The sequence below is a fragment of the Leptolyngbya sp. KIOST-1 genome, assembly GCF_000763385.1.
In the GTDB taxonomy this organism is placed as follows: domain Bacteria; phylum Cyanobacteriota; class Cyanobacteriia; order Phormidesmidales; family Phormidesmidaceae; genus Nodosilinea.
Genome location: NZ_JQFA01000002.1, coordinates 1,211,980 through 1,226,855, shown reverse-complemented (window position 1 = coordinate 1,226,855; position 14,876 = coordinate 1,211,980). Strand labels below are relative to the sequence as shown.

General features: G+C 61.7%; 13 protein-coding genes and 1 tRNA gene. 8 read left to right on the top strand and 6 right to left on the bottom strand.

Annotated features, from left to right (window positions below; genetic code table 11):
* Nucleotides 1-5: 5 nt before the first annotated feature.
* Nucleotides 6-1,901 (bottom strand): GTPase family protein, encoded by a 1,896-nt coding sequence (locus tag NF78_RS05450; RefSeq protein WP_035985221.1) that lies wholly within the window; start codon nucleotides 1,899-1,901, stop codon nucleotides 6-8.
* Nucleotides 1,902-2,067: 166 nt separating this feature from the next.
* Nucleotides 2,068-2,937 carry a class I SAM-dependent methyltransferase gene (locus tag NF78_RS05445; protein WP_035985220.1) on the bottom strand — a complete coding sequence of 290 codons (870 nt, stop codon included), beginning with the start codon at nucleotides 2,935-2,937 and terminating at the stop codon, nucleotides 2,068-2,070.
* Between the two features lie 162 nt (nucleotides 2,938-3,099).
* Here NF78_RS05445 and NF78_RS05440 point away from each other — a divergent pair, with 162 nt between their 5' ends.
* Nucleotides 3,100-3,600, top strand: a complete 501-nt coding sequence (locus NF78_RS05440) for a GNAT family N-acetyltransferase (RefSeq protein ID WP_035985218.1) — start codon at nucleotides 3,100-3,102, stop codon at nucleotides 3,598-3,600.
* 271 nt (nucleotides 3,601-3,871) lie between these two features.
* Here the strand turns inward: NF78_RS05440 and ruvC are convergent, their stop codons facing one another.
* From ruvC to NF78_RS05420, 4 genes are all read right to left on the bottom strand, one after another.
* Entirely contained in the window at nucleotides 3,872-4,372 is a 501-nt protein-coding gene (gene ruvC, locus NF78_RS05435; protein ID WP_035985217.1) for a crossover junction endodeoxyribonuclease RuvC, read from the bottom strand.
* A gap of 8 nt (nucleotides 4,373-4,380) precedes the next feature.
* Nucleotides 4,381-5,487: a magnesium chelatase ATPase subunit I gene (gene bchI / locus NF78_RS05430; RefSeq protein ID WP_035985215.1), complete on the bottom strand. Its 1,107-nt coding sequence runs from the start codon at nucleotides 5,485-5,487 to the stop codon at nucleotides 4,381-4,383.
* Between the two features lie 125 nt (nucleotides 5,488-5,612).
* Nucleotides 5,613-5,933: a hypothetical protein gene (locus NF78_RS05425; RefSeq protein ID WP_052049839.1), complete on the bottom strand. Its 321-nt coding sequence runs from the start codon at nucleotides 5,931-5,933 to the stop codon at nucleotides 5,613-5,615.
* The gene (locus tag NF78_RS05420) at nucleotides 5,915-6,970 is read right to left on the bottom strand and encodes a ParM/StbA family protein (RefSeq protein WP_035985213.1); all 1,056 of its coding nucleotides are present in this window, start codon (nucleotides 6,968-6,970) and stop codon (nucleotides 5,915-5,917) included. Before NF78_RS05420 ends, NF78_RS05425 begins: the two co-directional genes overlap by 19 nt.
* Nucleotides 6,971-7,501: 531 nt before the next feature.
* Between NF78_RS05420 and NF78_RS05415 the strand changes: the two genes are divergently transcribed.
* From NF78_RS05415 to NF78_RS05385, 7 genes are all read left to right on the top strand, one after another.
* Nucleotides 7,502-8,791 carry a glucose-1-phosphate adenylyltransferase gene (locus tag NF78_RS05415; RefSeq protein WP_035985212.1) on the top strand — a complete coding sequence of 430 codons (1,290 nt, stop codon included), beginning with the start codon at nucleotides 7,502-7,504 and terminating at the stop codon, nucleotides 8,789-8,791.
* Between the two features lie 13 nt (nucleotides 8,792-8,804).
* A complete protein-coding gene (locus NF78_RS05410) occupies nucleotides 8,805-9,344 on the top strand; it encodes an AAA family ATPase (protein ID WP_225885234.1) in 540 nt (179 codons plus the stop codon).
* Nucleotides 9,345-9,420: 76 nt separating this feature from the next.
* Nucleotides 9,421-11,145, top strand: a complete 1,725-nt coding sequence (locus tag NF78_RS05405; protein WP_035985210.1) for a peptide ABC transporter substrate-binding protein — start codon at nucleotides 9,421-9,423, stop codon at nucleotides 11,143-11,145.
* A 169-nt stretch (nucleotides 11,146-11,314) separates the two neighbouring features.
* Entirely contained in the window at nucleotides 11,315-11,602 is a 288-nt protein-coding gene (locus tag NF78_RS05400; RefSeq protein WP_035985209.1) for an MSMEG_0570 family nitrogen starvation response protein, read from the top strand.
* Between the two features lie 87 nt (nucleotides 11,603-11,689).
* A tRNA-Asp gene (locus tag NF78_RS05395) sits at nucleotides 11,690-11,763 on the top strand.
* Between the two features lie 330 nt (nucleotides 11,764-12,093).
* On the top strand, nucleotides 12,094-13,992 hold the full coding sequence (ftsH, locus tag NF78_RS05390; RefSeq protein ID WP_035985208.1) for an ATP-dependent zinc metalloprotease FtsH: 1,899 nt from the start codon (nucleotides 12,094-12,096) through the stop codon (nucleotides 13,990-13,992).
* Nucleotides 13,993-14,027: 35 nt separating this feature from the next.
* Nucleotides 14,028-14,861, top strand: coding sequence for a Nif3-like dinuclear metal center hexameric protein (locus tag NF78_RS05385; RefSeq protein WP_263970551.1), 834 nt, complete (start codon nucleotides 14,028-14,030; stop codon nucleotides 14,859-14,861).
* Nucleotides 14,862-14,876 lie beyond the last annotated feature (15 nt).

The following is a 14,876-nucleotide window of genomic DNA, read 5'->3' as shown; positions in this document are numbered from 1 at the left end:
AACGATTAGCGGTGGCGGTACTGTTCCAGGTAGTGCTCAATGCGGGGCCGGGTGTCGGCGATGGAAAGCTCCTGGCTCCAGTATTCGACCATGGCGTGGCCAAAGGCCCAGGCGGCGCGATCGGGCTGCTCGTTGTGCTCCAGCAGCAGCGGCCACAGGGCCAGCAGGTCGAGCTGAACCTGGGCGGGAGCCACCACCTTAAACAGGTCGTAGGCGAGCTGGAGCTTGCCCAGCACCACAGGCAGCTGCTCCACCGGAATCTGCTCGGCCAGCAGGTAGGCCAGGGCCGGGGAGCCGGTGGTGAGGGTGGCCAGAAACTTGAGCACCGGACTTTTGAGAAAGGCGGTCACCCCCTGGGTGGTGCTCATCTGCAGGCGGTAGCGATCGATCAGGCGGGCGGATGCTGTGATCTTGGTTTCGCGATCGCGCAAGAATCGGGCCAACCGCAGCTCTTTGGCCGGGTCGATCAGCTCAACTAAGGCGGTGGACAGGGCAGCGGCATTCCATCCGGGGCGATCGCCAGCGCGGGTGACCAGGGGCAGAATCCGGTTGCACAGGTCCCCCAGCTGCTCCTGCCGGTAGCGGGTGGCCTCGCGAATGGACAGTTCCTTGGGGCGACTGCCCCACTGCCAGTCGTAGGGGGGCTGCCACTCCCGCAGGGGCCGCAGCCGATCTACCTGCGTCAGGGCCGTAATGGCGGGCAGATCGGGCACCTCTTCGCGCATGTCGCGCAGCAGATCGGCATCCATTTGCAGGGCCGGGTCGAGGGCGGGAGTGACCAGCAGCAGCAGGTCGGCCTCGCGGGCGCAGTCGAGCAGCTGGTCGCGGTAGTCAGCGCGATCCACCTGCTCGTAGCCGGGAGAATCCCACAGGGTGAGGATTTCCTCCCCGTCGCCCTGCCAGCGGTAGGTGCTGATGCTATCGGTGCTGGGCAGCACATCCACCTCGGCCAGCTCGGCGTCGAACAGGGTGTTGATCACGCTGCTCTTGCCTGCCCCGGTGCGCCCCACCAGCAGAATGTTGACGGGCTTAGTGGCCACGGCCTCCACCGACTCCGCCTGATCCAAAATCTCGCGCAGGGTCTGGGTTTGGGCGGTGGGCAAAGGCTTGACCGGGCTGGGCATGCCGGGTAGCTCCCCGCTGTAGAGCGCCACCGACTGGCGGTACAGGTTCCGCAGGGTGGCCTCCCGCAGCAGGGCGTTCAGGTTGCCCAAAAGCTGCTGGTTGGCCAGGTTATTCGTCGGTTCGCTCAGGGCGCGGGCGGCGGCGGCGGCGGGGTTGATCAACCACTGCGCCCAGTTCCACGCCTGCCAAAGCTTGCGGGCCGAGGGTTCCACCCGGCGATAGACCTCGTAGCCCTGCACCGCCTGGCCCACGGTGACCTGGCCCAGCACTGGGGTCAGGGTCTCAATCCAGCGATCGACATCGTCCACGGTGCCCCGCAGCAGTCCGTAGGCATCGGGCAGGTAAATGTTCAGCAGCGGATACTTTACGCTGGGGTGGTATGCCTGGGCCACCGCCGTCACCACATCGCGGCAGCGCTCCCAGAACGGGTTCCAGTCTTCCCAAACCGGGGGGTCTTCCTGGGCGGCAACAAGAATTTCTTCCAGGGCGGCAGCGGCAGATTTGCCATTGGGTATGCCCACAGGCGCTTCTGCCTCGGTCACCTCATCCAACTCCTGCTGAGCCTGCTCAAGAGCCTCTTCCACCTGCTTGAACACGGGCTTAGTCCAGCGGGCCAGCAGCCCCCGCCACAGCACCAGCATGAGGATGATCACGCCCCAGATCCAGTTCAATCCCCAGGCGTGAATTTGCACCGCCGCTGCGGTCATCAGGAAGCCGACGATTGCCACCAGAGGCAGCGCCAGCACCGCCCACTGCCAGGGTTGAAGTCTTACCATAGCCGACCCTCTACGCTCCACGCCTCTAGTGTACGCAGAAGGGGTTTTGGTTTACGGATCTGCAGTTCACGGTTCACGGTTCACGGTTTATGGTTTACGGTTTCGGGTAGCAAGCTAATCCCTAACACCTAACACCTAACACCTGACACCTAACACCCACACCCCCCTAGGCAGGCTGTGCCAGCGGCAAGCCGTCCTCCACTCGGTCTCCTTCGTCCCTGGTCAGTCGCTCACCGACCGGCAGCGGCTTGCGGCCATAACTCAGTTGGTTGAGCCAGAATACATCCTCGGTACGGACCCGCTCAAACCCGGCATAGCCTAACCAGGCATCCAGATTGCCCTGGCCGTAGTCGCGGATGAAGGGTTCCTCAAAAATGGTGCTGAGCCAGTCGGTGGTTCGCAGGGTGCGCTGGTTACCGTCGAGCACCAGCATTTGCCCGCCGGGGGTCAGCAGCCGAAAGGCCTCGGAGAGAATGGTTTTAGACACTGCCGGGGGCGTTTCGTGGAACAGCAGCGTGGCACACACCACATCAAAGGATGCGGCGGGTAGCCCGGTGGCCATGGCGTTACCGTGGCGAAAGGTCACATCCACCGCCGCCGCTTGGGCCTTGTAGTCGGCCATCACCAGCATCTGAGGCGACAGATCGAGGCCGATCACCTCTGCATTGGGAAACTTGCGCTTCAGCATTAGCGTGGTGGTGCCCGTGCCGCAGCCCAGGTCTAACATCCGCCGAGGCTCACCTTTGACGGCCTTGACCAGGCTCTCGCGCACCCAAGTTTCGCCGGGGGGCAGCACGTACTGAGTAATGGGGTCGTAGGTGAGGGCGGCATCCACATTTAGGTAGCCATTTTTGATGCCGTGGAAGTTGCTGACCTTGTAGTAGTTGGGGTACACCACCTGGGGGTTGGTGAACTGGGCGACGCCGGCCTCCCAGTCGATGCTGTCCCGCAGGCGCAACAGGGCGTCGCGATCGACCAGGTGCGAGAAGATCGGGGCCAGAAATTGCTCAAACAGGGTTTTAGACTGGGGTGCCATGGGGAATACCAATGCCGAGCAAACTCATCTCAGCCTAACAAGTTCGTTTCTCTCTGGCCAGGAAAAAAGTAGGATGATTCAGGTGTCCTCACATCGCACTATTCACATCGCACTATTCATATCGCACTATTCATATCGCACCGATCGCACCGCTGGAGGGGCATGGCCGCTGAGCAATCCTTTGCGCTACCGGGTTATCGCCTGCGGGTAGGCTCAACCCTCGATCGCGCCACCGTGGTCAAATTCATGGAGCGCACCTACCGCGAGCTTGACCCCCACCAGTCGGTAGGGCATCTTGCTGATACCGTCGATCGCTATCTCAGCCGCAATACACCCCTCTGGTGGATCGACGAAGCCAGAGCCGATCATACCGCTGGCCCAGTAGCGGGGCTCTGGCTGGGGCAGGCAACCGACCAGCGCAGCGGAACCTTGCACCCCTACGTGCTGCTGCTGTACGTGACCAGGGACCACCGGCGGCGCGGCATCGCCACCGCCCTGCTGGAGGTGGCCGAAGCCTGGGCACAGCAGCAGGGGCACAGGCAGATTAGCCTCCAGGTGTTTAGCCACAACCAGGCCGCCCAGGCGCTCTACACCCGCCTGGGCTACCAGAGCGAAGCGGTGCTGATGAAGAAAGAACTGCCCCAGGAGCTGGCCGGATACTAAATCTGAATCGCATCGCCCCGATTCTATCCCTATCGCCAGAACCGTTGGGACAGGACCGATTCCCCTGAAGCGATGGTTAGACGCCATTGCAACGCCCCAGTTCTCAACTGAAGTTGAGGTCAATATTCCAAGCGCCATGGCCATCCCTAACAAATAGGGGGCGTAGGGGGACAGGCGCAGCTAGGTCAGAGGATTTACAGTGTTTTTCAGATCGAGGGTAGCCAGGGCAGATTTAACCCAAAACCTCCCCAGCCCAACCGCCAAAGGCTGCTCAGCGCTGATACCACCCTGTCAGCGCTAAGGCCAGCGCGTCCGCCGCGTCATCGGGCCTAGGAACACGGTCTAAGCCCAGTTCGCGGGCCACGGCCTGCTGCACATCGGCCTTGTCGGCGTTGCCGTAGCCGGTGAGGGCCTGCTTCACCTGAGCCGGGGTAAATTCTACGTAGGGCAGGCTGTGCTGAGCCAGCACCAGCATCACAACCCCCCGCGCCTGAGCCACCAGGATGGTGTTGGCCATGCGGTAAAAGAAAAATTTTTCAATCACCACCTGGTCGGGTTTGTACTGTTCAAACAGGCTGTGCAGGTCGGTGTAGATAGTGCAGAGGCGATCGCCCACCGGCGTCTTGGCCGGGGTTTCAATCACGCCAAAATCGACCACTGCGGCCTCGGCGTGGGTGCCCGAAGCTGGGGGGGCAGAGAGATCGGCCCCGTCGATGACCCCAAATCCCAGAATGGCGAGCCCTGGGTCAAGCCCGAGAATGCGCTGACCCACAGGAATGCCTACCGCGCCCCCACGGGCTGGCGACCGTTGACCGCCGCGTCGTCGGGGTCGGCCAGGCCGAAGACTTTGCAGAACACTTTTTCCACCTTGTAGCCCGAGTCGATGCTCTCCAGGGGGTCTTTGCGCAGGCGGTGGCGCAGGCAGAGCACAATCACCCGCTTGATATCGTCCAGGGTGACTGCGGTGCGGCCTTCGTAGGCGGCGATCGCCTTGGCAGCCCGGTTGGTAACGATGTCGCCCCGCAGCCCGTCCACATCCAGCTCGGCGCAGACTTCAGAAATGCGGACGCGATCGTCGTAGTCGAGGGTGACTGAAGGCAGGCGCTTTTGGGCCTCGACTAGCTTGGCCTGGAGCGCTTCCTGCTCGGCCTGGTGCTGGGCCAGGTAGGTGGCGGGGTCAGCGTCAAACTCCGATCGCTGCTCCACAATCTGCACCCGTAGCTCGGGGTCGCGCACGGTACGAATCTCGGCGTGCATGCCAAAGCGATCGAGCAGCTGGGGCCGCAGTTCCCCTTCCTCAGGGTTACCGGAGCCCACCAGCACAAACTGGGCCGGGTGGCGAATGGAAATGCCTTCGCGCTCTACGGTGTTCCAGCCCGAGGCGGCGGAGTCGAGCAGCACGTCAACGAGGTGGTCGTCGAGCAGGTTGACCTCATCGACGTAAAGAATGCCGCGATTGGCCTTGGCCAGCAGGCCCGGTTCAAAGGCTTTGACCCCTTCAGACAGGGCTTTTTCGATGTCAATGGTGCCGCAGACCCGGTCTTCGGTGGCCCCCAGGGGCAGATCGACCATGGGCACTTTTTTGAGCGCCACGGGCAGGTCGTCGGTGCCGCGCTCGGCCCACACGTCGCGGTCCTGGGGCGAACGACTGAAGGGGTCGTCGGCGACAACCTCGATCTCGGGCAGCAGGTCGGCCAGGGCGCGAATGGTGGTGGATTTGCCGGTGCCGCGATCGCCCATAATCATCACCCCGCCAATTTTGGGGTCGATGACGTTGAGCAGCAGAGCCAGCTTCATATCGTCCTGGCCGATCACGGCGGTGAAGGGAAATACCGCGCGGCGGGCGGGGGCAAAGGTGGCCGAAGAGGTCGCAACAGTAGAATTCACAGGCGTTTCAAAGATGACGGCAAAAATTTTAGAATGAATTCCATTGTGCCATAGGCCGTGTCATCCAGGCTGGCCAAAAACCGACCTGCCGTGGGTTCCCCAAGACAGGGAAACCCACGGCAGAATCACAGCGCCAGCAGCTGATCCAGGGCGTCCAGCGCCTCACATTTGGGGGCGGGGAGCGGCGATCGCCGCTCGGGGGCAGGCAGAGTCCCGCCGTAGCGCTGGGGAGAGCTTTCACGGGCGACAAACCCTTCCCCTAGGTCGGCGGGGCGACCGTAGAGATAGTCATCGCAGTAGCGGCGGAACACGGCTTCTACGGCGGCGCGGGCGTTCTTGAGGCCCCACTCGGCGGCAATGCGATCGGCTTTTTCAAGCACATCCTGGCTGAGGCGAACTTTGTTGTCCTGGCGGGTTGTACCGGACTTTACTTGGTGGTCATACATAGCTGGGTATCCCCGGTCATTAAGAACAAGCCGCGAACATTGGCAAACTGAGGGTCGCCCATGACGGCGAACAGGTCGTGCCCCTGGAGGCGATCGGCGATCAGGTGCGAACCGCCGCCGGTCACCAAAAAGCGCGTCACCCTGGGCATGTAGGGGGTGTACTGGGCCTTTACGGTCTGAAAAATGCCCTTGAACCACGGGTCGAGATACTCGTCGAGCCAGTCGGCCCAGGCCAGACCGGTGTCGGCGTAGGCGTGGTCAAAGCGGAAGCCATCCATGACGATGCAGGGGTCGGCGCTGCTGCCCAGATGGTCGGTGAGGCGGTGGTCAAAGCTGATGGCGGTGGCCAGTTCGTAGGTGCCGCCACGATCCATGATGTTCTCGTCGATGACTTCGCCGTCGGCATCCACCAGGCGGGTGAGCCAGGTGCCGCCGCCGATGTCGACCACAATGGTGTAGCCCTGGCTGGGGACAATCCCCTGGGCCTTGGCGTAGTGGTAAGCGCCCATGCCCTCGCGGTCCACCTCGACCGATTCCACATTGACCCGAAACGCCACGTCGTTGCGGACAAACTCGTGGAGGCCGAGCAGCTGGGCCTGAATGTCTTCACCGTTGCGGGCCGGGTCGGGGGTAGAAACGTGGAGATTGAGGCTGTAGTCGGCCACTTCGCCAGCCAAAGGCTCAAGGCAGGCGTAGAGGTGCAGCTTGGCCAGCTCCACCTTGTTTTCAATCACGGTTTGCTGCTGGCGGCGGTACTTGTAAGCCTGGGCCCCAAAGTGGAAACGCCGACCATCGGGCAGCTCGATCAGCGGGGAAGCCTCGGAGAAGCTAACGGCGTCGCGCCCCTGGGGCAGCTGGTAGCGCACCGAGCGAATGGCCTTGGGATGACCGCTGCCGGTGAAGAATTTGAGGTCGTAGTTGCCGGCATCGAGGGCCAGCACTGGGGTAGTGCTAGGCGTTTGGGTGCCGCGAGCCTTGGCCGAAGACCGGGTCGCACCAGCGGCGGAACGGCTGCGGGGGGCGGTAGTCGTGGTCATAGGAAACTCTCGTGGGGTGTCAGGACAGCGGGGCTTTGGGTTACCGTTTTGAAAGGTGTCGCAATGGATATCGGCACTCGCGCGATTGGGAACGGTTGTACCCATAAGTACGCATGAACCAATACTAATGCACCTGTACTGTTCTGGCAAGGGTAGGGCTGAACTCATTAGCCCGCTTGTCTGGAAGCTGCTCTCAACGGCTGCTGGTGGCTCAAAAATCCTGGCGATCAGTCAGTCCTGGGAATGGGCTGGGCTATGGTTGAAACGGGCGATCGCAAGGCCGAAAAGCTACCGCTGGTTCGACCCTGCCACCGCCTGGCCCGATGCTCCCCCACTCGACCTCCACAGCCAGCGAACCAGGGTTAAGCCCAGCCTATGGGACTGATCAAAAAACGCTATCGTGTTGCAGGTCACATTCCGTCACAATCTTTTCTGATCCCCCTTGTCAAGCGGTACCCTCGGGCTCACACTGTAAATGTGAAACAGAGTGGTGTAAACAGGCCAGTTTGTGGGGCTTATCGAGGGAAACTTGTGAAATCAGTTCTGGCTATCATCTTAGGTGGCGGTGCCGGCACCCGCCTTTATCCTTTAACTAAATTTCGCGCTAAGCCAGCGGTTTCTCTGGCAGGCAAATACCGGTTAATTGACATTCCCGTTAGCAACTGCATCAACTCAGATATCAACAAAATTTACGTCCTGACCCAGTTCAACTCCGCTTCGTTGAACCGGCACATCAGCCGTGCGTACCAGTTTTCGCAGTTTACCGAAGGCTTTGTGGAGGTGCTGGCGGCTCAGCAAACCCCCGAGAGCCCCAGTTGGTTCCAGGGCACCGCCGACGCTGTCCGTAAGTACCTGTGGCTGTTCGACTCCTGGAATGTAGAGGACTTCATCATCCTGTCCGGGGATCACCTCTACCGCATGGACTACAGCCTGTTTGTGCAGCGCCACCGGGCCACCAATGCCGACATTACCCTGTCCGTTGTGCCGATTGGTTACAAGCAGGCCTCCGACTTCGGCCTGATGAAGGTCGATGGCACCGGGCGCGTGGTTGACTTTAGCGAAAAGCCCAAGGGCGAGGCCCTGGATCAGATGAAGGTCGATACCACCTCCCTCGGCCTCAGCCCGGAGCAGGCGGAAGAAAAACCGTTTATTGCCTCCATGGGCATCTACGTGTTCAAAAAGCAGGTTTTGATCGATCTGCTGCGCAAGAACCTCGACCAGACCGACTTCGGCAAAGAGATCATCCCGGCCTCCTCGCGCGACTACAACGTGCAGGCCTACCTATTCGACGGCTACTGGGAAGACATTGGGACCATCGAAGCTTTCTACGATGCCAACCTGGCCCTGACCCAGCAGCCTCACCCCGACTTCAGCTTCTACCATGAGGACGCGCCCATCTACACCCGCGCCCGCTACCTGCCGCCCAACAAACTGCAGGACTGTCACATCACCCAGTCCAGCATTACCGAGGGCTGCATTCTCAAGAACTGTCGCGTTCACCACTCAGTGGTTGGCCTGCGCCAGCGCATCAATGCCGACTGCCTGGTCGAAGACTCGCTGCTGATGGGAGCCGACTACTACGAGCCGCTCTCCGAGAGCAGCCAGCACCTGACCCGGGGCAAAATTCCGATGGGAATTGGCGAGGGCTCGGTCATTCGCCGCGCCATCATCGACAAAAATGCCCGCATTGGCCGCAACGTGCAGATCGTCAACAAAGAAAACGTGCAGGAGGCCGAGCGCGAAGATCTGGGCTTCTACATTCGCAGCGGCATCGTGGTCGTGCTGAAGAATGCGGTGATTCCCGACGGCATGATCATCTAGTCTCAGAGCTGCGGTGACGCACAATCAAGCCCCTGTGCCCCTGTTGATGCTGGTGGGTATTCCCGGCAGCGGTAAATCGACCTGGGCCAGGGGTTTTGTTTTGGCTCAGCCGCGCTACACAATTGTTTCCACCGACAGCCTGCGGGGCAAACTCTACGGCGATGAAGCTGTGCAGGGCGACTGGGCGGTGATTTGGCGCGGGGTGATGGCCCAATGGCAGCAGGGGGTTGCGGCGATCCAGCGTGGTGAGCTGAATGGGGTAATCTACGATGCCACCAACGCGCGGCGGCGGCATCGGCGAGCAGCGATCGCCGCCGCCCGCCAGATCGGTTTTGCTCCCATCACCCTAGTCTGGTTTGATGTGCCTTTGAGCCTGGCTCTGGAGCGCAACCGGGGGCGATTGCGCCAGGTTCCCGCCGAGATCATCGCCACCATGCACCGCCAGCTCCAAGGCGCCCCCCCCTCCGTCGCTGAGGGGGGCGATCGAGTTTTGAGGTTGCAGCCGGATTCGTATCCTCCATCACTCTTTTCCCCCTCCGACCCGCTACGCTAATGCCTGGGGATCGCGGAGCGGGCCAGTGTTTACCGCGCCAGACTCCAACCCCATCACCCCTTAACTTAACCTGCCGATGAACGCTCGCGCTGTCGCTGCCGCTGGTCTATGTCTGCTGTTGTTTACCGGGTGCCAATCGGGCCAGAACTCGCCCCAGGCAGAGGCCGGAGTCGAGGCCCCCGCCACCGCCGACACCCTGCGGCTGCTCTACTGGCAGGCTCCCACCATTCTCAATCCTCACTTTTCGAGCGGGTTCAAGGACTCAGAGGCCAGCCGCATTACCCTGGAACCCCTGGCCAGCTTTGACGCTGACGGCAACATGGTGCTGTTCCTGGCCGCCGAAGAACCCACCCTCGACAACGGGGGCGTCTCCGCCGACGGCACCTCCGTCACCTGGAAGCTCAAAGAGGGCATCACCTGGTCAGACGGCACCCCCTTCACCGCCCAGGATGTGGCCTTTACCTACGAGTTCATCGTCAACCCCGAAGTCGCCACAGTCAACGCGGGCACCTACGAACTGGTGGAAAGCGTCGAGGCCCTGGACGACACCACCGTCCAGATCACCTTCAAAGAGCCCAACCCGGCCTGGTACCTGGTGTTTACCGGCACCGAAGGCATGGTGCTACCGCAGCACATGTTTGCCGACTACAACGGTGCCAACGGGCGCGAGGCCCCCGCCAACACCATGCCCGTGGGCACCGGCCCCTACCGGGTCACCAGCTTTACCCCCGGCGATGTGATTATCTACGAGGCCAACCCCAACTACCGCGATGCCGACCAGCTCGCCTTTAGCCGGGTCGAACTCAAGGGCGGGGGCGATGCCACCTCGGCGGCCCGGGCGGTGCTGCAAACGGGCGATGTGGACTACGCCAACAACCTCCAGGTCGAGGCCGCCATTCTCAACCAGCTCGAGGCCGCCGGGCAGGGGCAAGTTGTCGCCAACTTTGGCTCCCTGGTGGAGCGAATTATTTTCAATTTCACCGACCCCAACCAGGCCACCGCCGCCGGTGAAACCTCCAGCGTGGAGTTTCCCCACCCCATGTTCAGCGATCGCATGGTGCGTCAGGCGATCAACCTGGCCATCGATCGCGACACCATTGCCACCCAGCTCTACGGCCCCACCGGCCAGCCCACCACCAACTTCCTGGTCGCCCCCGGACCCTTTGCCTCCGAAAACACCAGCTACGACTACGACCCCGAGGCCGCCGCCGAGCTGCTCGACGCAGCGGGCTGGGTGGACAGCAACAACAACGGCACCCGCGACAAAGACGGCCAGGAGATGCGTATCGTCTTTCAAACCTCGGTGAACCCGGTGCGCCAAAAAACCCAGGAAATCGTCAAGCAGAGCCTGGAGCAAATTGGCATCGGCGTAGAGCTAAAAAGTATCGATGCCAGTGTCTTCTTTTCCAGCGACCCGGCCAGCCGCGATACCCTCGATCGCTTTTCGGCGGATCTGCAAATGTTTGCCACCGGCAACACCAACCCCGACCCCGGCAGCTACCTCCAGACCTACACCTGCGACGAGATTGCCCAAAAGGCCAACAACTGGTCAAAAAGCAACTACGCCCGCTACTGCAACCCCGCGTTCGACGCCCTCTGGCAGCAGGCTGCCGCCACCCTGGACCCCGAAGATCGTCAGAGTCTCTTTATCCAGATGAACGACCTGCTGATTAACGAAGCGGCGGTTATGCCGATCGTGCACCGCGCCGACGTCTCCGGCGTCAGCAACCGCCTCACCGGTATCAGCCTCACCCCCTGGGATTTGAGCACCTGGAATATCGCCGACTGGCAGCGCCCCTAGAGGGGTGGATGGGTGGATGAGTCGATGGATTAAAACCGCTGACCACCTATGTGACCGCCCATCCCTGCCGCTTAAAATTCGTCGCGCCCTCCTTACCCATCCACCCCCTACCCATCCACTCCCTTTCCCATTCACCCACCTACCCGCCTACCTAACAACTTCCCCTCCTATGCCCGAAATTCGCTTCCAAATCCAGTGGCCCGACGGCAGCCAGGACACCTGCTACTCCCCCTCCCTGGTGGTCAAAGACTACTTTGTTCCAGCTACCGCCTATCCCCTGCCCGACTTTGTGGCGCGATCGCGCACCGCCCTGACCATTGCCAGCGATCGCGTGCAGGCCAAGTACGGCATGCCCTGCGGTCTGGCCCTGGGGCAGCTGCGCCAGATCGAGGCCACCGCCAGCCGCTACGATCACCTGCCCAGCCCCACAGTGACGGTGCTCCAGTTTCTGGAATAAGCGGGGATCAAAGAATTTTCCAAAATTCCTTGTTAACGGTTTGACAAAAGCCCCCCCAGGGCGCAATATAGAGATCGCCCAATCCATGGGCCTGTAGTTCAACTGGTTAGAGCACCGCCCTGTCACGGCGGAAGTTGCGGGTTCGAATCCCGTCAGGCCCGTTTTAGTCATATATCTGCCGCAACTTCACCGTTGCGGCTATGGGCAAGGCCCAGGCTGCGCCTACGAATCCCGTCAGGCCCGTTTTAGTCATATATCCGCCGCAACTTCACCGTTGCGGCTATGGGCAAGGCCCAGGCTGCGCCTATGAATCTCGTCAGGCCCGTTATAACTAAACAGTGATGCGGTGTGAACGCACATTCACACCGCATCACTGTTTTTAAGTCAAGGCGGGGCGGTCATTTCAGGAGCGGGGGGTTAGACTAAGGAAAAGCCCATCCGGTATCTGGGGATACTAGCCCTGGGCAAAGTGTCGCAGAGTTAAACCGTCTATGTCCCTACGTCTTCCTGGTCAGCAAAAGTCCGCGCGCGCTGGTGCCGCCGCCACTGGTTTCATTACCCTGGGCTGGGTCTTACTGCAAAGCCTGATGCCGCTGCCCCCCGCCCTGGCCCAGGCCGAGTCCGAAGGGCTCTCCTACGGAGAATTTTTGGAGAGAATTGAGCAGGGGCAGGTGCAGCAGGTTGACCTGGACGAGACTCGGGGCATTGCCTACGTGCGCCTGGAGGGCGACCCCGCAGACGCCGATCCCCAGCAGGTGGTTTTGTTCTCGGGGGAGCGCAATGCCGAGCTGATTCGCCGCTTGCGGGCCAACGACGTCGATGTCGAAATTCGCGATACCGCTGGCAACGGGGCGCTGGCCTGGCTGGCGACCAACTCCCTGCTGGCGCTGATTTTGATCTTTGGTCTGCTGATGCTGCTGCGGCGATCGGCCTCGGGGGCGGGCAACGCCATGAGCTTTGGCAAGTCGAAGGCCCGCTTTCAGATGGAGGCCAAGACCGGCGTAGTGTTTGACGATGTGGCGGGCATTGAAGAGGCCAAGGAAGAGCTGCAAGAGGTGGTCTCTTTTCTGAAAAGCCCGGAGAAATTCACCGCCATCGGCGCGCGCATTCCCAAGGGGGTGCTGCTGATTGGTCAGCCCGGTACGGGTAAAACGCTGCTGGCCAAGGCGATCGCGGGCGAGGCCGCCGTGCCCTTCTTCAGCATTTCGGGCTCGGAGTTTGTGGAAATGTTTGTGGGCGTCGGCGCATCCCGGGTGCGAGACCTGTTCCGCAAGGCCAAGGAAAACGCCCCCTGCATCGTCTTTATCGATGAAATTGACGCGGTGGGTCGCCAGCGGGGCGCGGGCATCGGCGGTGGCAACGACGAGCGCGAGCAGACCCTCAACCAGCTGCTCACCGAAATGGACGGCTTTGAGGGCAACAGCGGCATCATCGTGATTGCGGCCACCAACCGGGTCGATGTGCTCGATATGGCGCTGCTGCGTCCAGGCCGCTTTGACCGTCAGGTGGTGGTCGATCTACCCACCTACAAGGGGCGGCTCTCGATCCTGGAGGTTCACGCCCGCAGCAAGAAAATTGAACCCGAGGTGTCCCTGGCGGCTGTAGCCCGCCGCACCCCCGGCTTTTCGGGGGCGGAGCTGGCCAACCTGCTCAACGAGGCCGCCATTCTCACCGCCCGCCGCCGCAAGGAAGCCATGGGCATGGTTGAGATCGAAGACGCGATCGATCGCATCACCATTGGCCTCAGCCTCACCCCCCTGCTGGACAGCAGCCGCAAGCGCATGACCGCTTACCACGAGGTGGGCCACGCCCTGCTCACCACCCTGCTCACCCACTCCGACGAGCTGAACAAGGTCACCATTATTCCGCGATCGGGTGGTGTCGAAGGCTTTACCCAGTCGCTGCCCAACGAAGACATCATCGACAGCGGCCTCTACACCCGCAATTGGCTGATCGATCGCATTACCGTAGCCCTGGGGGGCTTTGCCGCCGAGGCCGAGGTCTTTGGCGACGACGAGACCACCACCGGAGCCAGCGGCGACATTCAGCAGGTGAGCAACCTGGCCCGCCAGATGGTGACCCTCTACGGTATGTCTGAGCTGGGTCCCGTCGCTTTGGAAAGCATGGACAACCAGGTATTTTTGGGCCGCAACCTGATGCCTCGCAACGAGGTTTCTGAAGAGATGGCTAGCAAGATCGACGCCCAGGTACGCAACATTGCCCTGTCCTGCCTCGATCGCGCCCGGACCATTCTGCGGGAAAATCGGGTCTTGATGGATCACCTGGTGGATGTGCTGCTGGAGCGCGAAACCGTTGACGGTGAGGAGTTTCGCCAGATTGTCAGCCAGTACATCCAGATTCCCCAGAAGTTTCTGGTCAAGGCCAGCTAGGCAGAGCACCGGAGCAAGGGAAGGTTCTCCCCTGGATGTGGCGTAGGTACGTGGGTATGGCCCTGGCGATCGCAGATCTAATCTCCAAACTCGAGGCCTGGGCCGATCCGGCCTGGCAGGAAAGCTGGGACAACTGTGGCTGGCAGGTGCAGCCAGGGGTGCTCGACGCCCAGGCCAATGTGCTGGTGTGCCTCACCCCTACCCGGTTAGTGATGGCCGAAGCCCTTGAGTTGAGGCAACAGGGCATTGTCGTCAACCTGATTCTGGCCCACCACCCGCTGATCTTTAGCCCCCTCAAGGCGGTGGTGCCGGGCGACCCGGTGGGGGATATGGTGCAGCAGGCAATTTCCCACGGCATTGGCATTTACACCGCTCACACCAACTTTGACCAGGTGCAGGATGGCACCGCTGACCGGCTGGCTCAAATGCTCCAGCTGCAAAACCCTGAGCCCGTCGTGGCGACCCAGTCTGGGTTAGGCTACGGACGGGTGGGCGATCTCAGCCCCAGTCTGAGTCTAGAGGGCCTGCTGGACCTGATTCAGACCCAGCTCTCGCCGCCGCGACTGATCTACTCCCCAGCGGCGGACCTGGGCCAAACCATCCACCGGGTGGCGGTGCTGGGGGGCAGCGGGGCCAGCTTTTTAGCGGATGTGGCCAGGAGCGGAGCGCAGGCCTACCTGACCTCCGACTGCAAGTTCCACCAGTTTCAGGAGGGGCGCGATCGCGGGCTGGTGCTGATCGATGCCGGTCACTACGCGACCGAGCGCCCCGCCTGCGCTCGCCTGGTCGAGATTGTGCAGCGCTGGGGTGCTCCGTGGGCGCAGCTCAGCGATCGCGACGAAGACTTTCGCCAGTTCTGGGGCCAGTGAGTCCTGACCTGGTGC